This window comes from Algoriphagus ornithinivorans, assembly GCF_900115305.1.
GTDB classification, from domain to species: Bacteria; Bacteroidota; Bacteroidia; order Cytophagales; family Cyclobacteriaceae; genus Algoriphagus; species Algoriphagus ornithinivorans.
In genome coordinates, this window is sequence record NZ_FOVW01000011.1 from 128,408 (window position 1) to 150,125 (window position 21,718).

Annotated in this window: 18 protein-coding genes; 11 read left to right on the plus strand and 7 right to left on the minus strand. The window is 41.1% G+C overall.

The features are described from left to right. The first annotated feature begins 35 nt into the window (after positions 1-35). The 3 genes from BM073_RS16080 to menD are packed head-to-tail and all read left to right on the plus strand — an operon-like array spanning position 36 to position 3,351. Entirely contained in the window at positions 36-458 is a 423-nt protein-coding gene (locus BM073_RS16080; protein ID WP_091655358.1) for a hotdog fold thioesterase, read from the plus strand. Beyond that, positions 455-1,666 (plus strand): chorismate-binding protein, encoded by a 1,212-nt coding sequence (locus tag BM073_RS16085; protein WP_091655359.1) that lies wholly within the window; start codon positions 455-457, stop codon positions 1,664-1,666. Before BM073_RS16080 ends, BM073_RS16085 begins: the two co-directional genes overlap by 4 nt. Next, the gene (gene menD, locus BM073_RS16090) at positions 1,663-3,351 is read left to right on the plus strand and encodes a 2-succinyl-5-enolpyruvyl-6-hydroxy-3-cyclohexene-1-carboxylic-acid synthase (RefSeq protein WP_091655360.1); all 1,689 of its coding nucleotides are present in this window, start codon (positions 1,663-1,665) and stop codon (positions 3,349-3,351) included. Before BM073_RS16085 ends, menD begins: the two co-directional genes overlap by 4 nt. Here the strand turns inward: menD and BM073_RS16095 are convergent. The 3 genes from BM073_RS16095 to BM073_RS16105 all read right to left on the minus strand — a co-directional run bounded on the left by BM073_RS16095 (position 3,332) and on the right by BM073_RS16105 (position 6,482). Next, positions 3,332-4,633: an MFS transporter gene (locus BM073_RS16095; RefSeq protein WP_091655361.1), complete on the minus strand. Its 1,302-nt coding sequence runs from the start codon at positions 4,631-4,633 to the stop codon at positions 3,332-3,334. The two genes, menD and BM073_RS16095, sit on opposite strands and share 20 nt — an antisense overlap. Before the next feature lie 39 nt (positions 4,634-4,672). Further along, positions 4,673-5,473 carry a helix-turn-helix domain-containing protein gene (locus BM073_RS16100; RefSeq protein ID WP_091655385.1) on the minus strand — a complete coding sequence of 267 codons (801 nt, stop codon included), beginning with the start codon at positions 5,471-5,473 and terminating at the stop codon, positions 4,673-4,675. Positions 5,474-5,615: 142 nt separating this feature from the next. Continuing rightward, positions 5,616-6,482: a LysR family transcriptional regulator gene (locus BM073_RS16105; protein ID WP_091655362.1), complete on the minus strand. Its 867-nt coding sequence runs from the start codon at positions 6,480-6,482 to the stop codon at positions 5,616-5,618. 92 nt (positions 6,483-6,574) lie between these two features. Here BM073_RS16105 and hutH point away from each other — a divergent pair, with 92 nt between their 5' ends. The 3 genes from hutH (at position 6,575) to BM073_RS16120 (ending at position 11,591) form a co-directional block, all read left to right on the plus strand. Next, positions 6,575-8,140: a histidine ammonia-lyase gene (gene hutH, locus BM073_RS16110; protein ID WP_091655363.1), complete on the plus strand. Its 1,566-nt coding sequence runs from the start codon at positions 6,575-6,577 to the stop codon at positions 8,138-8,140. A gap of 12 nt (positions 8,141-8,152) precedes the next feature. Continuing rightward, entirely contained in the window at positions 8,153-9,418 is a 1,266-nt protein-coding gene (hutI, locus tag BM073_RS16115) for an imidazolonepropionase (protein ID WP_091655364.1), read from the plus strand. A gap of 172 nt (positions 9,419-9,590) precedes the next feature. Further along, positions 9,591-11,591, plus strand: coding sequence for a urocanate hydratase (locus tag BM073_RS16120; RefSeq protein ID WP_091655365.1), 2,001 nt, complete (start codon positions 9,591-9,593; stop codon positions 11,589-11,591). A gap of 33 nt (positions 11,592-11,624) precedes the next feature. Here the strand turns inward: BM073_RS16120 and BM073_RS16125 are convergent, their stop codons facing one another. Continuing rightward, the gene (locus BM073_RS16125; protein ID WP_091655366.1) at positions 11,625-12,248 is read right to left on the minus strand and encodes a Uma2 family endonuclease; all 624 of its coding nucleotides are present in this window, start codon (positions 12,246-12,248) and stop codon (positions 11,625-11,627) included. 62 nt (positions 12,249-12,310) lie between these two features. Here BM073_RS16125 and hutG point away from each other — a divergent pair, with 62 nt between their 5' ends. Continuing rightward, positions 12,311-13,267: a formimidoylglutamase gene (hutG, locus tag BM073_RS16130; RefSeq protein WP_091655367.1), complete on the plus strand. Its 957-nt coding sequence runs from the start codon at positions 12,311-12,313 to the stop codon at positions 13,265-13,267. Between the two features lie 214 nt (positions 13,268-13,481). On the opposite strand, the gene BM073_RS16140 is transcribed toward hutG, so the two are convergent. Then, the gene (locus BM073_RS16140) at positions 13,482-16,436 is read right to left on the minus strand and encodes an FAD-binding and (Fe-S)-binding domain-containing protein (RefSeq protein ID WP_091655369.1); all 2,955 of its coding nucleotides are present in this window, start codon (positions 16,434-16,436) and stop codon (positions 13,482-13,484) included. A gap of 181 nt (positions 16,437-16,617) precedes the next feature. Between BM073_RS16140 and BM073_RS16145 the strand changes: the two genes are divergently transcribed. Together BM073_RS16145 and BM073_RS16150 are read left to right on the plus strand one after the other, a co-directional pair. Next, on the plus strand, positions 16,618-17,388 hold the full coding sequence (locus tag BM073_RS16145) for a YdcF family protein (RefSeq protein ID WP_091655370.1): 771 nt from the start codon (positions 16,618-16,620) through the stop codon (positions 17,386-17,388). A 91-nt stretch (positions 17,389-17,479) separates the two neighbouring features. Then, complete coding sequence (locus BM073_RS16150; protein ID WP_091655371.1) at positions 17,480-18,601, plus strand: AAA family ATPase; 1,122 nt, start codon at positions 17,480-17,482, stop codon at positions 18,599-18,601. Positions 18,602-18,639: 38 nt separating this feature from the next. Here BM073_RS16150 and BM073_RS16155 read toward each other — a convergent pair whose 3' ends face one another. Together BM073_RS16155 and BM073_RS16160 are read right to left on the minus strand one after the other, a co-directional pair. Continuing rightward, positions 18,640-19,941, minus strand: a complete 1,302-nt coding sequence (locus tag BM073_RS16155; RefSeq protein ID WP_091655372.1) for a type II toxin-antitoxin system HipA family toxin — start codon at positions 19,939-19,941, stop codon at positions 18,640-18,642. Continuing rightward, entirely contained in the window at positions 19,935-20,270 is a 336-nt protein-coding gene (locus BM073_RS16160) for a helix-turn-helix domain-containing protein (RefSeq protein WP_091655373.1), read from the minus strand. The genes BM073_RS16155 and BM073_RS16160 overlap by 7 nt, the downstream gene beginning before the upstream one ends. Before the next feature lie 511 nt (positions 20,271-20,781). Here BM073_RS16160 and BM073_RS16165 point away from each other — a divergent pair. Beyond that, on the plus strand, positions 20,782-21,186 hold the full coding sequence (locus tag BM073_RS16165) for a transposase (protein WP_245756444.1): 405 nt from the start codon (positions 20,782-20,784) through the stop codon (positions 21,184-21,186). Next, on the plus strand, positions 21,183-21,718 hold a 536-nt coding region (locus tag BM073_RS16170; RefSeq protein ID WP_139217517.1), incomplete at its 3' end, for a DDE-type integrase/transposase/recombinase. The genes BM073_RS16165 and BM073_RS16170, both read left to right, overlap by 4 nt.

Sequence of the window (21,718 nt, forward strand, 5' to 3'; positions counted from 1 at the left end):
CCAAGCCCAAAGAAAAACAAATCCCTTCAAAATACATGGTGTTTATTTCAAAGCCTAGTCTGGACCAACTCAATAACCCGAGAATTCACACGATGGTTGATCACATTGGTATTGAATTTACCGCGATTGGGGATGATTTTTTGGAAGCTTCTATGCCTGTAGATCATCGAACCAAACAACCTATGGGCTTGTTACATGGAGGAGCAAATGTAGTCCTCGCTGAAACGCTGGGTTCTGTAGCTGCTTCCTTGACAATTGATTTGAAAAAACAAAGCTGTGTTGGCTTAGAAATAAATGCTAACCACCTCAAATCGGTCAAAGAAGGAAAAGTAATCGGTAGAGCGACCCCGATTCATCTTGGCAGAACAACACAGGTTTGGGAGATAAAAATCCATAATGAAGCGGGAGCACTTTGCTGCATAAGCCGCATTACCATGGCTATTTTGGATAAGAAATGATCGAAACTGTTACCGCTACTTCACTTTCTGTTGCCGAAGCTTTGGCAGCCTTCCTTCATACAGGTTTTCAATCTGGAGGATCATTTGCCTTATGGAGAAAACCTAAATCATCAAAACTTGAATTCGTCCTGGATGAGTTGGACGGAGTAAGAAAAGTAGGAATGAACCTGGAAGAATTACCCGCAGGATTTATCATTCATCCTTTTGAAGATCAGGAAAATAAGCAGGCCTATTTTATCAATGCTTCCAATTACTTAAGAATTGATTTAACTAGTGATCTTAAGGAGGTAGATTTACCTCAGTGGATCCAAGCTCCGAAAAATATTGAGTATAAAAGTTTGCTAAAAACGGTAGGACCTGAGCAAAACTCCGAGGACTTCTCTCAAAAAATTCATGATGGAGATTCCAAGGAACATTTCCTAGCCTTAGTAGAGCAAAGTATTTCTGAAATCGAGAAGGGGAATTTGGAGAAAGTAGTTCCTGCGCGAACCAAGCACTTAGACCTTCCCGAAGAATTTGACCTGGCAAAAGCGATCAAAAGTATGTTGGACTCCTACCCCAATTCCTTCGTCAACTTTTTCCATATTCCACAAGTGGGCACTTGGATGGGAGCTAGTCCTGAAGTATTGATAGAAACTCAGGGAGATTATTTTCATACCATGTCGCTTGCAGGAACCCAGGCAGCCAAAGGAGATAATCCTTTGAAATCTGTAGCATGGACTCAAAAGGAAATCGAAGAGCAAGCATTGGTCAGCAGGTACATTGTGGATTGCTTTAAAAAAATCCGTCTGAGAGAGTATGAGGAGCATGGACCCAAAACTGTCATGGCTGGCAATCTATTGCATTTGCGCTCAGATTTTAAGGTTAATATGAAGGCTACAAACTTCCCTCAATTGGGATCTGTGATGCTGGATTTATTACACCCTACCTCGGCAGTTTGTGGAATGCCAAGAAAAGAAGCACATGAATTTCTAAAAGCCAATGAAGGCTTCGACAGATCTTTTTTTGCAGGCTTTTTGGGACCAGTCAATATAGATAATACTACCTCGATTTATGTCAATTTGCGAACAGCTTCTTTTCAAGAGGGAAAAGTGACCCTATATGCAGGGGCAGGAGTAACGGAAGACTCCGACCCGGAAAAAGAGTGGGAAGAAACAGAGATGAAGTGCGAGATCATAGGTAAGTTCATTCAAAAATCAATCGCTTGATTATTCAGTCAATTTTAGAATTGGTGGCCATTTGTACCAAAAAAGGAGTTAAAAACGTCATTTTATCTCCGGGCTCGCGATGCGCTCCTCTTACCCTGGCTTTTGCAAGACATCCTGAGATTCATACAAGAACAATCTCTGATGAAAGATCTGCAGCCTTCATAGCTCTAGGAATGGCCCAACAGCTGAATCAACCTGTGGCTTTGGTATGTACCTCTGGTTCTGCCGCCCTAAATTACTATCCAGCAATTGCTGAGGCTTTTTTTCAGCAAATCCCTCTCCTTGTATTAACAGCTGATCGCCCACCTGAATGGATAGACCAGTGGGACGGACAGACTATTTTTCAGCAGGAAGTCTATGGGAAACATATTAAAAAGAGCTTCCAATTTCCTGACTCATTCGGAGATAAAGAACAATCCTGGTATGCAGCAAGGATGGTAAATGAAGCAATTAATACTGCCAATCATTTTCCAAAAGGTCCTGTTCACATCAACATTCCCCTTAGAGAGCCTTTCTATCCTTCAGAAAATGAATCCTTTGACTTTCCAGAGCATCCTTATCAAACAGAGATCAGTAAAGGCACTTTGCATTTGGGAGAAGAAAGCCTTAAAAAGATAAACTCCAAGCTCCAGTCCATACGAAAAATTTTGATTGTTCCCGGCCAACAAAAACCGGATGAAAAAATGGTGGAGCTATTGAAATCACTTTCTAAAAATAAGAGGGTGGTTGTTATCACAGACACTATTTCCAACCTACAGTCAGAGGAAAGCATCAATTTTCATGACCATTGGATGGGAAATCAGGAAGTGACTAAAGGTTTGGAACCTGACTTGATTTTAAGCTTTGGAAAATCAATCATTTCTAAATCTTTGAAACTATTCCTGAGAAATTCAAAGGCCGAGCACTGGCATATTCAGGAAAATGCGGAAGCTAAAGACACCTATCAAAGTCTAAGTAAAATATTGGCCTGTTCTCCTCTGTTCTTTTTGAATTGGCTCAATTCAAACCTACCTATTCAGGATGAAACTTATTACGATAGATGGCGGGAACTGGAAAAAAGCATACTGAATAACCTGAACGATATTCTGGAACAAAGTCAGTTTGGAGAGTACAAAGCCCTACATCAGGTATTAAAGAACATTCCTGACCTATCCAAAATCCATGTAGCTAATTCTATGGCGGTTAGATATTTGAATTTTCTAGGTAGAAGAAAACAGGAAATAATCTGCAACCGGGGCACAAGTGGCATAGATGGATCTTCCAGTACAGCTGTTGGATGCACTTTTACCACCAAACTTCCTGTCACTTTGATTACGGGAGACTTGGCATTTTTCTATGATAGAAATGCTTTTTGGCATAATTACTCCATGGCTAATTTGAGAATTATCCTGCTTAATAATCACGCAGGGGGAATTTTCAGATTAATTGAGGGCCCCGCCAAACAGCCAGAATTACAGGAGTACTTTGAAACCAAGCAAAAGTTGAATGCAAAAAGCCTTGCCAATGAGTTTGGTTTCACTTATTTCTCAGCCAAAAATGAAGTAGAACTGGATTCTGCTCTCAAAGACTTTTATGATTCTGGGGTCCATCCAAAAATCTTGGAAATTGAAAGTCAAAGTCCTCTAAATGCCGAAATCCTAAAAAGTATCAAGGAGAAAGTGAAGACTATACTTCCTTCAGCTTAAAAGCCATCATTATTGCAAGAAGCAATAGGCCTGCAAAAACCAACAACATCCCGTCAGGGCCTAGAAAAGCCGATAATGAACCCAATCCTGCTGCGATTAAAGTGGCAATTCCAATTAGAGTATTAGACAAGGAAACGTAAAGAGGGCGCTCATCTTTGGGTGCAAAATCAACCAAATAGGTTTTTCGACTAAGTCTAGCACCACCGTAAATCATCACATGTAGCAAAAACAGAACGGCAAAGGTATAAATCGATTGATACTCATCCGGCCAATATTGGAAACTCACCATTGCCAAAATATTCAGCATAGCCAAAAAGGCTACCAACATCATCATTTTTCTGCTTGATTTGTCTGCAAACCTTCCCCAAAAAGGAGAAGAAATAATTGCCCCAATTCCAGCAGCTAATACCATGAACCCTAAGTTTTTTACTTCAGGTCCCAATTCTTTCTGGGCAATGACTACAAAAAATGGCTGAGCTAAAGGCACCGCCATTAATAAGCCGCGTGCAATGATAAAATTCAGTAAGTTTTTATCCTCGGATAAGATGCTCCAGCCTTTTTTCAATTCTTTGATGGGAGTTCTACCTCCTTCAGTGGCACCTTTTTCTTCATAAATACCGGCAAAGAATCCAGCTGAAATAAACCAGCAACAGGCCCCCGCCAATACCAGCCAAAAAAGGTAATCGATTGACTGATTTTCTCCGTTTTGGAAATAAAGAAACAAACCGCATGCTGCTGTAAAAACACCACCCATACTTGCTCTGTAAGCCAATAATTGTCCTCGTTTCCCTTTATCAATGGTTTTCGCCAAAACATCTTTGAAACTGATACTGGCGATTCCACTGGCGAAACTGAAAAGGGTCAATAAGGATAAAATCCACACTCCCGCTGCTAATCCTTGAGTCGATTGGACCACCCAAGCCATCGCCAAAAGACAGAGTCCTTGAAAAAAAGCAGGTATAGCCCAAAACCATTTTCTCCTGGAAAAAGCTCGGATTTTGGCAGAAACAAAAAGTTGGGGCAAAAGAGAACCTGCATCTTTGATGGGAACCAATGCGCCTACCAAAGCAGGCGGAACTGATAAGGAGGAAAATATCCATGGAAGTGTAGTTCCAGGAGAAACCAATTGATTGGCTAATTTGGAAAAGCCTCCACTGGCAACATTCTTTAAAAAATTTCCAGGAACCTCTTTACAGGCTTTTTCAGAGATCGTTTCGCAGGCCCTTTCTTCTCCTTCATCTGTAATGAAACTATATACCTTTTCTGAGATTTCCTGAGCCATAAAAATTAAGTTACTATTAAATAAAGAAAAAAAACTCGGCTATTGTTTGCTCTCAACAAAGGAAAGTGGACCGGGAGACTTGCTTCCCCCGATCTTTTGAATCCAATAAATCATTAATCCTAATTGCCCTAATTCAGCCAAGGTCAAAGGAATCAGTCCTAAGAATGCTGCTACTCCTGAGAAAATCAGGATACCTGCCACCAAAGTCAGTGCCCCTATTATGACAGGAATATTTGAATATTGGTTTTTATAAGCCAAATAGCCAATACCCATAAAAGCGTAGCAAAAACCAAAGGAACTTACTTTCACGATATAGTAATCAGCAATTTCAAAAAGTGATGTAAATAAAGCCAGTACATCCGCAATAAACCAAAGTCCTGAAACAGCCAACATGGTCCATAAAGCAAAATTTAGGAAATCATTTTTATAGAAATTAAGGAGCCTAATCCATCCATAAATAAATAGTGCATAGCCTATAAAACTGATGGATTTTGCGAGGACAAAGCCAATCATTTTGAAGGAATAATTACCCGTGACATATTCCCCTTCCATGCTTATTTCAAAAATAGATGCGAAGAAGTATAAAATTCCAGCCGCAAAACCTGCGTAAAGAATCCATGGAGTTTTGCTCTCATTAAAGGACTCCGAATCAGCACTTATTTCGAAATCAAGTGCTTCAAATAAAGCTTTAATGGTGTATGATCTTGGAGTAACTTCACCCGCTTCTATTCTCTGAATGGTTCGAACATTCAGGTTACATTTTTCGACCAACTCTTCCTGAGTTAATCCTTTTGCCTTTCTCAACTCGGAGATTTTCTTGCCTAATTCTGGTTGCTTCATTGTGAATTGTGTTTTTGATTGAACCATGGCAATTTCTACAGTTGAGGGTTAAAACAGGACGAAATAAACTCGGATTTCAGCCGACATTTACCCGACATTTATTATTTCTGGTCTAAAATAGCTGATTTGGGAATTTTTCAATTCAAAGCAAAGGCAAAATTCTACTCAAAGCTGGATTTCGATTTTCTGGCTTCCAAATCACTGATAGCTCCGTGAATTGTGGAATATTCGGAATTTCCATAAATCTAACTTTCAACTCATAGCCTGCTTTCAGGGAAGTGGGAACGATCGCTATCCCTAGTCCATTTTCAACCAGTTTAAATATGGTCAAAGCATGGACGGACTTATGTTTGATTTTGGGAAAAAAGCCAGCATCTCTACAAATCCCCATAATTTGATCATAGTAATAACGACTATAATCACTTGAAAAAAGGATAAAAGGCTCATCAGAAAACTGAGCTAATGTGGAAAAATTTGAATCATGAACAGTGTGATTCTCCGGCACCACAAGTGAAAAAGAATCCCTAAGGATAACTTTTTTTTTCAAGCCATCAGGCACAGATTCAATTCTGACAAAACCCAGATCCAATCGGTCACGCTCTATCATTTCCACTTGAACCCCATTGCTCAACTCTTCCAAACTCGTGGTGATTCCAGGCTCTTTTTTATTTAGCTTTTGCAATAATTCCGGTAAAACCTGATTGGATGCAGAACCTAAGAAACCTATCCTCAACTCCCCTATTTTCCCAGATGAAATAGCTTTCATTTGAGTCTGGGTAGTTTGTAAATGGTTGAGAATAAAATCCACTTCACTTTTAAAATATTCACCGGCGGCTGTCAAAGCCACATGCTTCTGATCTCGCTCAAATAATTGAACCTCCAATAGCTCTTCCAATTGCTTGATCTGTCTACTCAAACCGGGTTGAGATATAAATAGTCTGGAGGCTGCTTTTCTATAATTGAGTTCCTCCGCAACTGCCTGAAAATAGTGCAAATGTCTTAATTCCATTGATGCCTCTAAGTTATCACTTGTTGATAATAATAGTATCAAAAAGCATCAATAAAACCAAGTACCTTTGGTAAAGAATTAAACCCAGCACTATGAGAAGCTTCAATTACGGAAAAGATCATTTAACAGCCTCCATAGCATTAGGACTTGCTAGAAAAGAGATCAAAGGTCAATTTTTGCCTGAGGTTAAGCATAAAATAGAAGAATCAGCTTCAGCAGTATCAAAAATCGTTCAAGGCGAGAAAGTTGTATATGGAATCAACACAGGATTCGGCCCACTATGTACCAGTAAAATTTCTTCTCAAGACACGACAACCTTACAGGAAAATCTATTAAAAAGCCATGCAGTTGGCCTTGGAAAGCCCGTAGATTTGGAAATTTCCAAGCTAATGACGGTTTTGAAAATTCATGCATTAGCGCAGGGATTCTCGGGAATTAGATGGGAAACCATAGAAAGGGTTAACTGGATGCTGGAACAGGAAATTATTCCCTTGGTTCCTATTCAGGGTTCAGTAGGAGCTTCAGGAGACTTAGCACCACTGTCACATTTATTCCTTCCACTTTTAGGATTAGGAAAAGTATCATATAGAGGAGAAATAATTACTTCAGAGGAGGCACTCAAGCTATTTGGAAAAAGCTCTTTAACATTAGGACCCAAAGAAGGTTTGGCTTTAATCAATGGAACACAGTTTATGGCTGCCCATGGAGTAAAAATTATTGAAAGGCTCCATAACTTATTGACTCATGCTAGTATCACAGGTGCAATGATGGTAGAAGGCCTGATGGGGTCAATCAAACCTTTTTCACCAGAACTCCACAGTTTAAGACCTTTTGCAGGAAATCAACATGTGGCAGCCACCATTTTAAACCTGCTTCGAGACTCGGAAATAGTCAGTTCACATACGGATTGTGCGAGAGTACAAGATCCCTATTCCTTGCGATGCATGCCCCAAGTGCATGGAGCGAGTTGGAATGCATGGCTTCATGTCAAAGAAACTTTGGAAATAGAAATTAATTCAGTCACAGACAATCCCATTGTTTTTGATGAGAACCATACGATTTCAGGAGGAAATTTTCATGGCCAACCCATTGCATTGGCTTTGGATTATGCCTGTTTAGCAGCTTCTGAACTAGGAAACATAGCTGACAGAAGAATTTACCTATCCATTGAAGGAGATACCCCGGGGGTTCCGAAGCTATTGTTGAAAGAAACAGGTCTGAATTCTGGATTGATGATACCTCAATACACCACAGCAGCTTTGGCCTCTGAAAATAAGGGATTGTGTTTTCCTGCATCAGCAGATTCTATTCCCACCTCTTTGGGACAGGAAGATCATGTAAGCATGGGAAGTATAGGGGGAAGAAAAGCCCTTAGAGTCATTGATAACGTTGAAAAAATTATCGGAATTGAGCTTTTTTATGCTGCTCAGGCGATGGATTATCATGCACCCCTGCAATCTGGCAAAATAATGACTGCCATATATAATCATGTCAGGAGCAAAATAGAACCAGTTGTTCAAGACCGAATTCTTTACGAAGATATGGAAGAGGCAATTCAACTGATTCAAAGCGGGGAATTGCTTAAATTGGCTTATTCGACCGCAAGCCAGGAAGGCTTGGAGTTAGACACCCAGTGGAGTTATCTATTCACTTTCTAGAAACCCAGCACTATGAAAGACAAGAAATTAATAGGCCCTATTACCCAGCTCCTGAGTATGGATCAACTCCCCGTGAAAGGAGCTATTAAAGATTCCCAACTACCTATACTCAAGCATGCCGGGATTTTATTAGACGGAGATAAAATCGTGGAAATTGGTGATTTTGAGATTCTTCGAAAAAAAATTGACCTCCAGGAGGTTAGAAGAATTGACCTGTCAGAAAATTATGTAGCTCTTCCCGGAATGATAGATTGTCATACTCACATTTGCTTTGCAGGGTCAAGAGCTAAAGATTTTGCTTTGAGAAATTCTGGTAAAAGTTATCTGGAAATAGCAGAATCTGGTGGGGGTATTTGGGACACAGTTACCCAAACCAGAAAAATGTCTGGTAGTGAACTTGCAAAAATCACTGCCTCCAGAGCTGATCAATTACTCGAAAATGGAATCACTACGATTGAGGTAAAAAGTGGCTATGGTCTTTCGGTTTTGGAAGAAATCAAAATGCTGACTTCCATCCATCAAGCAAACAGAAAAACCAAAGCCGACTTGATTGCTACTTGTCTTGCTGCTCATCTTCTACCAAAGGATTTTGAAGGAGATGAAACTGCTTATTTGGATTGGATGGTTCAAAAATTACTACCTATCCTTTACAAGGAAGGCTTAAGTAAGCGAGTGGATATTTTTATCGAAAAGTCTGCTTTTTCAAAGGAACAAGCTCTTGTTTATTTAAAAAAAGCCAAGGAAATAGGATTTCAAATTACAGTTCATGCCGATCAATTTACTTCCGGAGGCTCAGAAGTAGCGGTAAAAATGCAAGCTCTTTCGGCTGATCATCTAGAAGCCTCCTCGGAAGAAGATTTGAAAAGACTGGCCAAATCGGATACAATTGGCGTAGCACTTCCTGGAGCATCTATTGGATTGGGCTGTCCTTTCACACCTGCCAGAAAATTACTAGACATGGGAGGTTCATTAGCAATTGCCTCTGATTGGAATCCAGGTTCAGCACCTATGGGTGATTTGCTCACTCAAGCCTCGATTTTAGCCACTTTTGAAAAGTTAAGCACCACCGAAGTATTCGCTGGAATCACTTTCAGAGCTGCCGCAGCCCTAGGATTGACTAATAGAGGAACCATTGCGGCTGGTCAGTATGCAGACTTCATTCTTTTCCCGACCTCTGACTACCAAGAAATTCTATATCATCAAGGAAATATGAAACCAGCACAAGTATGGAAGTCTGGTTTAAAGGTCTTTGATAGGAAGAAGAAGATGAAAAGTTAGTGGTTATTAGTTAATAGTTATTAGGTATTGAGTAAGGTGTAATTGAGTAATTAAAAATTAGTTATTAGTTAATAGTTATTAGGAAGCGTCCAATGCTGATGAGTAATTGAAAATTGTTAATTGTACCTCCTCTGCCCTTCGTAATTCGTATTTCCAAAATCGTAAATCGAACATGTCTTTCAAAGATCAAATCATACTAGGAATACCAGCATCTCTTCCTCCAAAAAAACTAAGGAGCCCGGAAATTTCGCATGCTCCTAAACGGAAAGAAATTCTTTCTCCTGAAGAAAAGAAACTGGCTCTCATCAATGCATTACGCTACTTTCCAAAGGCTTGGCACCGAGACTTGGTTGCTGAATTTACTGAGGAATTAACAAAGTATGGTCGGATTTACATGTATCGCTTTATGCCAGAATATAGGATGTATGCTAGGCCTATTTCTGAATACCCAGGCAAATCCGAAAAGGCCAAAGCAATCATGCTGATGATTCAAAACAATTTGGACCCTGCTGTTGCACAGCACCCTGAAGAATTGATTACATACGGAGGAAATGGTGCGGTTTTCCAAAATTGGGCACAGTACCTATTGACCATGAAATATTTGGCTGAAATGACTGAGGAACAAACACTCCATATGTATTCCGGTCACCCTATGGGACTTTTTCCATCCTCATCCCTATCACCAAGAGTAATTGTCACTAACGGTATGATGATACCCAATTATTCTAAACCAGATGATTGGGAAAAATACAATGCCTTGGGAGTCACTCAATATGGACAGATGACAGCAGGATCTTACATGTACATTGGGCCACAGGGCATTGTTCATGGTACCACCATCACGGTCATGAATGCATTTCGCAAGAAACTGGGTAGCGGTATCAGCACCAAAGGAAAAATATTTTTGACTGCTGGTTTGGGAGGAATGAGTGGAGCGCAACCTAAAGCAGGAAATATTGCCGGCTGTATCACTATTTGCGCTGAAGTAAACCCTTCTGCTGCCAAAAAAAGGCATGAACAAGGCTGGGTGGACGAGTTGATTACTGACATGGATCAATTGATCCAACGCGTGCAAAAGGCCAAAAAACAGGAAGAGGTGGTTTCTATTGCCTTCTTGGGAAATATCGTGGATGTATGGGAAAGATTTGATGAAGAAAACATTTTTGTGGAATTGGGTTCTGATCAGACTTCCTTACATAACCCTTGGGCAGGTGGCTATTACCCAGTTGGGCTCAGCTTCGAGGAGTCCAACCTACTGATGGCTGAAAACCCTGAAGCTTTTAAAGAAAAAGTTCAAGAATCACTGCGCAGACAGGCCTCAGCGATCAACCGACATACTGCTAAAGGGACTTACTTTTTTGATTATGGGAATGCTTTTTTATTGGAAGCCTCTAGAGCTGGAGCAGCTGTCATGGCAGAAAATGAAATTGACTTTCGCTACCCAAGTTATGTTCAGGATATTTTAGGCCCTATGTGTTTTGATTATGGTTTTGGACCTTTTCGCTGGGTTTGCACCTCCGGAAAATCAGAGGACTTGAGAAAAACAGATCAAATCGCTGCTCAAGTTCTGAAAGAAATTATGAAAGGGTCTCCTGCTTCTATTCAACAACAAATGCAGGATAACATTACTTGGATTGAAGAGGCTGAAAAGAACAGGCTGGTAGTGGGATCTCAGGCTAGAATTTTATATGCCGATGCGGAAGGAAGAGCCAAAATTGCAGCCGCACTCAATGATGCAATTGCAAATGGTGAAATTTCTGCTCCCATTGTGCTGGGAAGAGACCATCATGATGTGAGCGGTACAGATTCTCCTTACAGGGAAACAAGCAATATCTACGACGGAAGCAAGTTTACTGCAGATATGGCAATTCATAATGTGATAGGAGACAGTTTTAGGGGTGCTACTTGGGTGTCTATCCATAATGGTGGTGGTGTAGGATGGGGAGAAGTGATGAATGGAGGTTTTGGGATGGTTTTGGATGGAAGCAAGCAGGCTGAAATCAATTTGAAATCCATGCTATTCTACGATGTCAACAATGGAATTGCGAGAAGAGCCTGGGCTAGGAATAGTGGTTCTTTGGAAGCTATCCAACGAGAAATGCACAGAACCCCGGACTTAAAAGTGACTTTACCAAATTTGGTAGATGAGGAAATACTGAAAGGCTTGGGCTAAATAGGCATGAGTTATCTTGAGACCTGATATCAATCAGTCTTCTTCAAATACCTCTTCTAATTCCAATTCGAATCCTGGTAAAACAGAAGAAGTAACCTTTTGTCCTGAGGTATAAAGTCGGGAAGGTTGATAGCTTCCATTGACCAATACATTGATTTGAAGGGTGTTTTCCGAAGGATGAATGATCCAATATTCTCTGACCCCAAACTCCTGATAAAGCTCGTATTTGTTTTGAAGTTCTACCTTGCTATTGCTTGGAGAAAGAATCTCCACGATTAAGTCAGGAGCTCCAAAACAACCCTTGTCATCTAACTTGGAAGGATCACAAATCACAGAGATATCCGGTTGGATCACCGAGTCAATTTTATTGTAATCGGGATCTTTTGACAATCTGACATCGAAAGGTGCCGCGTAAACTTTGCACTGATGTCCTTTTAAAAATTCGTGCAATGCGACCGAAACCTTCATCGAAACAGCTTGATGCCTTCTGTTTGGAGCTGCGGCTTTGGCAAAGATTTTACCCTTGATCAACTCCACTATTTCTTCAAAATCCCATTTCAGATAATCGGCATAGGTATAGCCTGAGAAAGAGGCATCCGGCTCTTTGAATGAAGCCAAGTCAATGTTTTCTTTTTGAGGAATTCTATATTCTTTCATCTTTCAGGACTCGCTTTAGCTTAAAAATTATACCTAATTTAGTAAAAACCTGCTAAAATTCTATGAGCCTGCACTTAAACCCGAACCCGGAAAATTGGACTGGAAGAAAATCTGAATCGCCTGAATATTGGCATCAAATCGTCCAATGCATTCCCAACCTTCACTATTCTGAGGAGGAAGGAAGAAAAGTTGGAATTCTTGGCTATCCCGGAGAGGAAGGTGTCAAAAGAAATCATGGCCGACCAGGTACGAAAGAGGCCCCGGATCATATAAGGAAATACTTGGGAGGGATTGCCTATCACTTACCTGATTCATGTAAAATTTATGATTATGGTGATATCCAAACTCAAGGTACTGATTTAGAGAGCACTCAAACCAAAATCTCAGAAACCGTTCAGGCATTATTGAGAAATAAACATCTTCCCGTCCTTTTGGGAGGAGGTCATGATTTAGCATTTGCCCATGGCACGGGTATATTAAATCATTTACATCTCAAAGGAGAAAAATTGGGTATAATCAACTTAGACGCCCATTTTGACCTTAGACCGTTGGCTAACGGAAAAGGCCATTCAGGTTCTCCATTTTATCAATTGGCTCAGGAGTTCCCCATGAACTTCAACTATTTAGCCATAGGTATTCAACGTGCCTCTAACCCTAATTCCTTGTTTGAAAATGCTAAAAAACTAAACGCCAAATATTTATTGATGGAGCAGTTTAGACTTCGCAACTGGGAATATATCCAAGAGCAGATTTTATGGTTTTTGGACTCAGTCAACAAGGTTTATTTGAGCGTGGATATGGACGGTTTCTCCTCCGCATTTGCACCTGGTGTTTCTGCTCCTTCACCCATGGGTTTTAGTCCCCAGATAGCATTCCGGGTATTCGAATTAATCGCTAAAAGCAAGAAATTAATTGCTATGGATGTGGTTGAACTCAACCCCAGATTTGATCAGGACCAAGCCACTGCGAGATTAGCAGCTCGATGCGTAGAATACGTTTTGAGGAAGAATTTTGAATAAGGTGATTGAAAGATCTTTTTATAAATGAAACGGGCTCAAATATTTAAAGGGGCCCTTTTCAGCTTTCTCACTTTAGACTTCAAACTTTTTAGCTTTTTCACTTCAGATTTCAGACTTTCTTTTTTCCCGCAGATTAACACGGATCAATGCGCAGATTTACTCGGATTTTTTCAGACTTCAGATTTCATATTTCAGACTTTTCATCTTTCTCACTTCAGACTTTAGACGTTTCTAGAGCTTCCCAAAGTATCTCCACCGGATGCTTTGCCTTTCGGCCAGTTCCATCCGCAATCTGATGTCGACAGGAAGTTCCTGGAGCTGCAATCAGCGTTTCTGCTTCGGCCTTTCTTACTGCAGGAAAGAGAACCAACTCTCCGACCTGCTGAGAAACCTCAAAGTGTTCCGATTCATAGCCAAAAGAACCAGCCATACCACAGCAGCCGCTTGGGATGGTCTCCACTTTATATTTTACTGGAAGGGAAAGAATTTTCTGCGTCCAAGTCAGAGAAGAAAGAGCCTTTTGATGACAATGGCCATGCAACTTGATTTTTTGAGGTTTGTCTGTGAATTGTTCGGATCTAATATTTCCAGCTGCTACTTCCTGACCTAGAAACTCATCGATCAGTTTGACATGAAACTTGAGTTTCTTCGCCCCTTCTACCAGCTCTTTTCCTACAATTCGAGGATATTCGTCCCTGAAACTTAAAATTGCTGAAGGCTCCAAGCCAATTAAAGGAGTATTCCCGTCAATCAGTTTTTCAAAAATTCGCACATTGGCCTCGGCATGCCTTTTGGCTTTTACCAAAAGACCTTTAGAAAGAGCCGAACGACCACTCTCCTCATGATCTACTACCTTAACCTCATAGCCCAATTTCTTTAACAAGGAGATCGCTTGGATGCCTATCTGAGTATCGTTGTGATTGGTGAATTCATCCACAAAGAAGTAAACCGACTTAATGGTATTAGCTGGTCCGTCAAGGGAAGCATAGTTCTTTTTGTACCACTTCCTTAAGCTGATTGGGCTAATTTCCGGGAGATGACGGTTTGGAGCCACTCCCAAAATGGACTTCATTAGCCCCCCTGTCAGGGAATTGCTCAGGAAGAAATTAGCGATTACTGGAACTTTGGAACCCAACTCATTCAATTCATTGATATAGGCAAATGCTTTGGATCGAAGGGGAATCCCATGAGTTTTTTGATATTGATAAAGGAATTCGGCTTTCATACTGGCCATGTCCACATTGGAAGGACACTCAGCGGTACAGCCTTTGCAACTAAGACACAGGTCAAGAGCCTCTTTGATCTCAGGATGGTCAAAGGCATTTTCCTTTTTATCCAAAGTCAAAAACTCCCGAAGCGTATTCGCCCTGCCTCTGACTGTATCTTTCTCATTTCGGGTTGCCATATAGCTCGGACACATGGTTCCGCCGGAACCCGGAAGTTTACGGCAATCCCCAGAACCATTGCATTTTTCAGCCAAACGCAAAATCCCTCCCACATGGGAAAAATCGATGATTGTATTGTGCTCTGGAGTTTTCATCCCTGGCTCGTAGCGCAGGAATTTATTCATCGGCGCGGCATCCACTATTTTGCCAGGGTTGAAGATATTTTTGGGGTCCCAGGTAAATTTAATCCTTCGGAAAAGCTCATAATTCTTTTCTCCCACCATCAGCGGGATAAAAGCAGCGCGTACTCGTCCGTCTCCATGTTCCCCAGAAAGCGAACCCTGATATTTCTTCACCAATTGGGCAGAAGCCAAGGAAATCTTGTAAAACTCCTCTACGTCTTCTGCTTTTTTCAAATCCAAAATGGGGCGCAAGTGAATTTCTCCCGCTCCGGCATGGGCGTAGTGAACAGGCTTTTGGTTGAAACCTTCCATCATGACATCGACTTCATCGATGTAATCGGCTAAGTCTTCTATATCCACCGCGGTGTCTTCGATACAAGCCACTGCTTTAGGGTCGCCAGGAATATTCCCCAAGAGCCCCAAACCAGCCGCACGAAGGGACCAAGCTGAAGCTACTTTCTCGGGTTCGATAATGGGATAGGCATAGCCATAACCGCCTGCTTTCAGGTCAGCCACAAGCGCCTCTCCTTTAGCCATGGCTTCCTCCAAGGTTTTACCCCGGAACTCAATCATCAAAATCGCTTCAGGATCTCCATCTACGAAATAGCGGTTTTTGGAATATTCTATGCTCTCCTTCGTACAATCCAAGATGATTTTATCCATCAGTTCCACCGCAGTTGCAGGATGCTTCATGGCAACTTGAGCTGATTTCATGCTTTCGTGAATGGTCGCGAAGTGAGCAGCCACTACGATTTCCACTGGATCGGGCAAGGGATCCAAACTAATTTTGATTTCGGTGGTGAAGGCTAGCGTACCCTCCGAACCTGCTAACAGCTTACAAAAGTTAAATTTTTCCTTTCCTTCGAATAGCTCCGCTTTCAACAATTCATCCACTGCATAGCCGGTATTTCGGCGATGAATGGACTTTTTAGGAAATTGAGTGTGGATTTCTTCTCGGACTTCAGGATTATTGAGTTCATCGAAGATTTGACGGTAGATGGTTCCTTCCAGATCATTTTGCCCACATTTCTGATCGAACTCATCCTGGGAGATCTCTGCAAAAACCACCTTATTCCCATCACTGAGAATGGTATTTAGAGAAATAACCTTGTCCCTAGTTACCCCATAGACAATGGAAGTAGTTCCTGAAGAATTGTTACCCACCATGCCTCCTATCATTGCCCGGTTGGCAGTGGAAGTGATGGGACTGAAAAATAATCCATGTGGCTTCAAAAAGCGATTGAGTTCATCCCTAACTACACCAGGCTGTACCCGAACCCAACGCTCTTCTTTGTTGAACTCTAGTATTTGGGTGAAATGCTTGGAAACATCGACAACAATCCCATTCCCCACACATTGCCCTGCAAGAGAGGTGCCCGCTGTTCGGGGAATCAAGGAAGTTCCGTTTTCATTGGCAAACTGAATCAGTTTCTGTATATCCGATTCAGACTTAGGAAAAGCTACCGCTAAAGGTACTTCCCGATAGACAGAGGCATCCGTGGCATAAAGCGTTCGGCTAAGTTTGTCAAACTGCAAATTGCCCTCGAGTTGGGCTGCAAGTTTTTCTAAATGAGATACTAGATTAGGTTGGTCTGAAAGCATGATCAAAAATAGGTTTCCTTAACAGATTAAAGAAATTTAATATTCAAATATCAATAACCAAACTCATACTTATGAATCAGAAAAAGGAATCCGATCATACTGAATTTTGTCTATTTTCTATTGCAAATTAAGTTTGAAAATCCCCCATTCCCTCCTTTCTTTGTTCCAAATCAAATCCAGCATGTTCTTCTACCTCTCCCAGTTTTTGAGTTTTTTGGCCATGCCTCTGACAATCGTACTGATATTGATTCTATCGGGGGTAATTTTTCTAAAGAGAAAATGGGGCAAAAAATTACTTTGCATAGGAATAGGTCTTTTGCTCTTTTTCACCAATCCTTTTCTTTCTAATCTGGCCTTATTGGCTTGGGAGCCCGATTTCAAGTCTTTCGAAGAAATGGAAAATCATGAAATCGGCATTGTCCTCACTGGAGTAACCAATATGAGCAAAACCGCCTATGACCGCACCTTCTTCAACAAAGGCGCCGACCGTATCACCCATGCCCTCCAGCTATATCGCATGGGGAAGATCAAAAAAATTCTGATCACCGGTGGGCAAGGACTTAATCCTTCCAATCCGCAGACTGAGGCTGAGTTACTCAAACGATTTCTTATTATGACCGGAATGCCTGAGCAAGACATTTTAATCGAAGATCAAGCAAAAAACACCGCTCAAAATGCTCAATTCGCCAAAGACTTTTTAGAGAAAAATCAAATCTCCGTCAATCAGGAGTTTATCCTCATCACTTCCGCTTTTCACATGAAGCGAGCTAAAGGATGCTTTGACAAGGTTGGATTGAAAACAGTGACTTTTCCCGTGGATTACTATTCCCATGATATCAAATACGATATACCATCCCTATTTTTTCCTGATCCTTCCTCATTGGAGTATTGGACCAAACTATTTAAAGAATGGATTGGGATTTTGGCATACAAAATCGTGGGATATATCTAAATTAAGAGATTGCATTTCTTTGATTTTATTACGTACTTTACGTAACGCACTTTACGTAACGATTTTCATGTAATCCAAAAAGTGAGAAGTCATGAAAGAACCATTCAATCCATTTATAATCAATACTTATCAAGGAAAGGAATACTTTTGTAATAGAGAATTTGAGCTAAAAACACTCATTTCTCACATAGAAAATGACAGAAACGTAGTACTTTATGCCTGGAGAAGACTTGGAAAATCAGCCCTTATTCATCGACTTTTTGATGAATTAGAGTCATCAAAAAATTATGAAACTCTCTATATTGATTTACTCGCAACCCAAAATATAGGCGAATCCATTCAAAGCATATCGGCTGCCATATACGATAAGTATGGAAAAACTAGCAATGGGATAAGTGCCAGCATTCAAAAATTAATGGCTTCAATTGGGGCGACTATCAGTTTTAATTCTTTGTCAGGAGCTCCTGAGCTTACACTTGGTGTAAACAATACTAAACAACCTAATCAATCATTGGCTGCTTTGGGAGAATTTCTTGCTACCAGAAAGAAGCGAGTTGTCATCGCAATCGATGAATTTCAGCAAATCAACGACTATCAAGGGGAAAAAGCTGAAGCAGTATTCCGATCCTGGGTACAGCAGATTCCTGAAGTCCGTTTTATTTTTAGCGGAAGCCATCGCACATTAATGGAAGCGATGTTTACAGAAAAGAAAAGGCCTTTTTACCAGAGCTCTATGCTAGAGTCTCTGCAACCTATTTCCCTCGAAGATTATTCGGAATTCATTACCCAACATTTTCAAGTTGCCAAGAAGAAAATCGAGCTGGATTCCATTGCAAAAATATATCACTGGAGTCGAGGTCAAACTTATACCGTTCAGTTGGTATGCAACCACCTTTATGCTAAGCACAATAAAGTAACCAATGCAGATGTGGATGTTGTATTCGATCAAATTCTTGTGCAGCAGCAGGCAATTTATACTAATTTTCAAAAAATGCTGACCCGGACACAGTGGAATGTATTTAGAGCTATTGCCAAAGAGGAACCCCTTCAAAACCCATTGAGCAAAGGCTTTATTCAAAAGTATAATCTTGGCGCAGCAAGTACTGTAAGCACGGCCTTAAAGGCCTTGGAAAGACTGGAACTTGTCATCAAGGACGAAGAAAATTACCTGGTACATGAAGTGCAGCTGGCCAGATGGATGGCGCGAATTTAATTCCCTTTCACGCTAACTCTCTTTTGGCAGCTCTGCCATCAAACCAACAAAGTCCCCTGAATCGAATCCCTTAATCTTGGCTCTACCTTCGCCTCCTCAGCGAATTCCCCCCAGCGCTTGACAGCTTGTTTCACTCGCTCGATTTTCTCTTCCGGTCTTTTAATATTCATCTTTTGGGCTACTTTTAAAAAATCTGAGTCAGTAATTCCTTCCCTTTTTCCATTGACCTGGAGAGATTGCCTGCTCACCCAAATGCTACCAGGCCTGTAGGCATGACAAATATCGTAAGCAGGAGACAAGGCCCACTTTCCAGTTTGATCCATCAAAAACGCAAAGTTTTTGGTATGATCATCACAGTTTCGGGCCAATACATTGAAGACCATTCGGACAAATTGCTGCTCTGCTTCTGGATACGTCAGCCTCAGCATACGCATGGTTTCAAAGACTTGTTCGTAACTATAAACACCCACTAGATTGAAATCAAAATGGCGGATACCACAGAGACTCTGCATGTGGATTTTTTCTCCCAAATCAGTCCGATCAAATCGTTTGGTCATAAAATGAGCCCGACCGTTTTCCTCCAAAAGACGGCATTCATTCATTTCAATTCCAGCCTCTTTAGCCATCAGATAATAGGCCATTTCTACCCTGCCGTAACCTACCGTGGCTCCAAACTGTGAGTCATGTACTCCATCAAATTTTATGATCCAATGAGAAAATCCTTTTGGGGCCTTCACCTGACCACTTTTCACTTCTCCTGTCTTCGGATTAAAAGCAATTACCGCCTTGGCCCTGGCCCCGCCGGCAGAGGTACCAATCTTCAAAATATCCGCTAAAGCTTCCTCTTCCTCAAGGGAAAGATCAGTTTGAAAGTTTTCCTTGCTGTTCAGCACTTTTTGGGCAATTCCTACCAAACTTTCAAGCTCCAAAGAACTTGCCCGACCCGTCTCCGTTCGCAGTGCAGGTTTGATTTCCAATGCCCCAACTCCTCTCTTACCTATAAAACAAAGCAGTTCCACCGGATTTAAACTATCGGAAGGTCGTCCATTTTGAACTAACCAAGCGTTGATTAACTGGTTTCCGTACTTATCAGGGAGCATGTCAGCAAGCAGTCCCGGTAAACCTTTAAACGTATCAAACGCATCATCCCGGGATCTGCGGGTTTCAGGAAAAGAATTGAGTCTTTTCCCCTGGGATAAAGGCATCAAAATAGGTGAAATATCCCATCCCGAGCGAAGAAAATTCCGATCAAATTCAAAACTGGCGAGTTGCCTGGATTCATCCCAAAGCACGGCTCCTACCAACTTATTCCAAAGCCAAATCTCAGCTGCATTTACCATTCTGAAGGAGGATTTTCGGCTGCCTGATCAGTATTACGGACTCGCTGCCGCTCTTGCTTCTTTTGAAGCTTGATGTATTCGAGCGGGCTGATCTGGGTCTGAGTCTCAAAAACCTCCAGAATCTGCAACTCATCCAAAACACGTAAGACCTGAATCAAGGTGATTAAATTGACCTTTTCGCCACGCTCCAGCAAACTCAAAGTAGAGCGACTGATCCCCGCCTCATAGGATAAATTATCCTGAGTCTTATTGAGATCCATCCGCTTCTTTTTGATAAATTCTCCTATCATCTGAAGAATTGCTGCATCTGATAATTGTGAGATATTCATGACTTATTTATCATTCATTATAATCAAAATTACTATTTTATGAATGAAAAATCAAACATTAATATATTTTTTTATGAATGATTATTCATACGTATTTAGATTTAAATAAGTTTTATGAATGATTTATCATTCATTTAATAACTTTATACTTCTATAATTTGATTTCAGATTTTTTATTTAGCCACAGATTAACACGGATTTTATCAGAATTCTGACTTTTCAGCTTTCTCACTTAAGCCTTTATACTTTATGAGACTGCTTCGTTCCTCGCAGTGACGACACTATTGAACCCACAAGCATCCCAAACTGCAAACTGCCTACTGACTACTGCCTACTTTCAGCCTTTCCAGCTTTCTCACTTTAGCCTTATTACTTTATGAGACTGCTTCGTTCCTCGCAGTGACGACACTATTGAACCCACAAGCATCCCAAACTGCAAACTGCCTACTGACTACTGCCTACTTTCAGCCTTTGTCATTCCCTGAAATAGGTTGACCGTTTTTAAATCAGAATGAAGATGCTAAAAACGGGAAAAAGGATCAATTCACATCGTAAATTTTCTGAAGAATTTAAACGTAAATTGGTAGACGACTTCGAAAAAGGAGTCATGTCTGTTCCTCAAATGCAAAAGCTTTACGGAGTTTGTAATGCTCTTATTTATCGTTGGATTTACAAGTATTCCACTTACAATGAAAAAAATATCAGAATCGTTGAGATGAAAGACAGCCAGACACATCGGTTAAAGGAACTCGAAGAAAAGGTCAAGGAGCTCGAACGAACCGTTGGACAGAAACAGATCATGATTGACTATTTAGAAAAGATGATTGACCTGGCCAAGGAAACCTATTCAATCGATATCAAAAAAAACTCCAACACCCCACTCTCTGGTGGTTCCAAACCAACAGGAAAGCGATGAGCTATTCTCTCAATGAACTCTATCGGACTGTTGGGGTCAGTAAGCAAGCAGTTCAGCAGGCCAAGCTAAGGCAGGATCGCTTTGACAGGGAGCTTGCCGAACTGGTAATTTTGGCCGATCAGCTGAAGGAGGAACATCCGGGATGTGGGGTGGAAAAGATGTATTATACCCTGAATCCGAATTGGATGGGCAGGGATCAGTTCTGTGAGATTTTCTTGGGACTGGGCTATGGAGTGAAGCGTATAAGAAACTATCATAGAACCACTTACGGCGGGAGCTACCACTATCCCAATCTGATTGAAGGAATATCTGTTACCCGCCCCTTTCAGGTGATCCAGAGCGATATTACCTATTTTCACCTAAATGGGGAACACTATTATCTGGTGTTTATCATAGACGTCTACACCCGATTACTGGTCGGTTATTCGGTCAATGACCATATGAGGACCAAAGGCAATTTAGAAGCAATGACAATGGCACTGAAACAGTTGGACTTTCTGCCTTGGGGACTGATCCACCATTCAGACAGAGG

Coding starts and splice junctions, on each gene's coding strand:
- BM073_RS16080 (WP_091655358.1), top strand. CDS start 36: ATGGTGTTTATTTCAAAGCCTAGTCTGGACCAACTCAATAACCCGAGA.
- BM073_RS16085 (WP_091655359.1), top strand. CDS start 455: ATGATCGAAACTGTTACCGCTACTTCACTTTCTGTTGCCGAAGCTTTG.
- BM073_RS16095 (WP_091655361.1), bottom strand. CDS start 4,633: ATGGCTCAGGAAATCTCAGAAAAGGTATATAGTTTCATTACAGATGAA.
- BM073_RS16100 (WP_091655385.1), bottom strand. CDS start 5,473: ATGAAGCAACCAGAATTAGGCAAGAAAATCTCCGAGTTGAGAAAGGCA.
- BM073_RS16105 (WP_091655362.1), bottom strand. CDS start 6,482: ATGGAATTAAGACATTTGCACTATTTTCAGGCAGTTGCGGAGGAACTC.
- hutH (WP_091655363.1), top strand. CDS start 6,575: ATGAGAAGCTTCAATTACGGAAAAGATCATTTAACAGCCTCCATAGCA.
- hutI (WP_091655364.1), top strand. CDS start 8,153: ATGAAAGACAAGAAATTAATAGGCCCTATTACCCAGCTCCTGAGTATG.
- BM073_RS16120 (WP_091655365.1), top strand. CDS start 9,591: ATGTCTTTCAAAGATCAAATCATACTAGGAATACCAGCATCTCTTCCT.
- BM073_RS16125 (WP_091655366.1), bottom strand. CDS start 12,248: ATGAAAGAATATAGAATTCCTCAAAAAGAAAACATTGACTTGGCTTCA.
- hutG (WP_091655367.1), top strand. CDS start 12,311: ATGAGCCTGCACTTAAACCCGAACCCGGAAAATTGGACTGGAAGAAAA.
- BM073_RS16140 (WP_091655369.1), bottom strand. CDS start 16,436: ATGCTTTCAGACCAACCTAATCTAGTATCTCATTTAGAAAAACTTGCA.
- BM073_RS16145 (WP_091655370.1), top strand. CDS start 16,618: ATGTTCTTCTACCTCTCCCAGTTTTTGAGTTTTTTGGCCATGCCTCTG.
- BM073_RS16150 (WP_091655371.1), top strand. CDS start 17,480: ATGAAAGAACCATTCAATCCATTTATAATCAATACTTATCAAGGAAAG.
- BM073_RS16155 (WP_091655372.1), bottom strand. CDS start 19,941: ATGGTAAATGCAGCTGAGATTTGGCTTTGGAATAAGTTGGTAGGAGCC.
- BM073_RS16160 (WP_091655373.1), bottom strand. CDS start 20,270: ATGAATATCTCACAATTATCAGATGCAGCAATTCTTCAGATGATAGGA.
- BM073_RS16165 (WP_245756444.1), top strand. CDS start 20,782: ATGAAGATGCTAAAAACGGGAAAAAGGATCAATTCACATCGTAAATTT.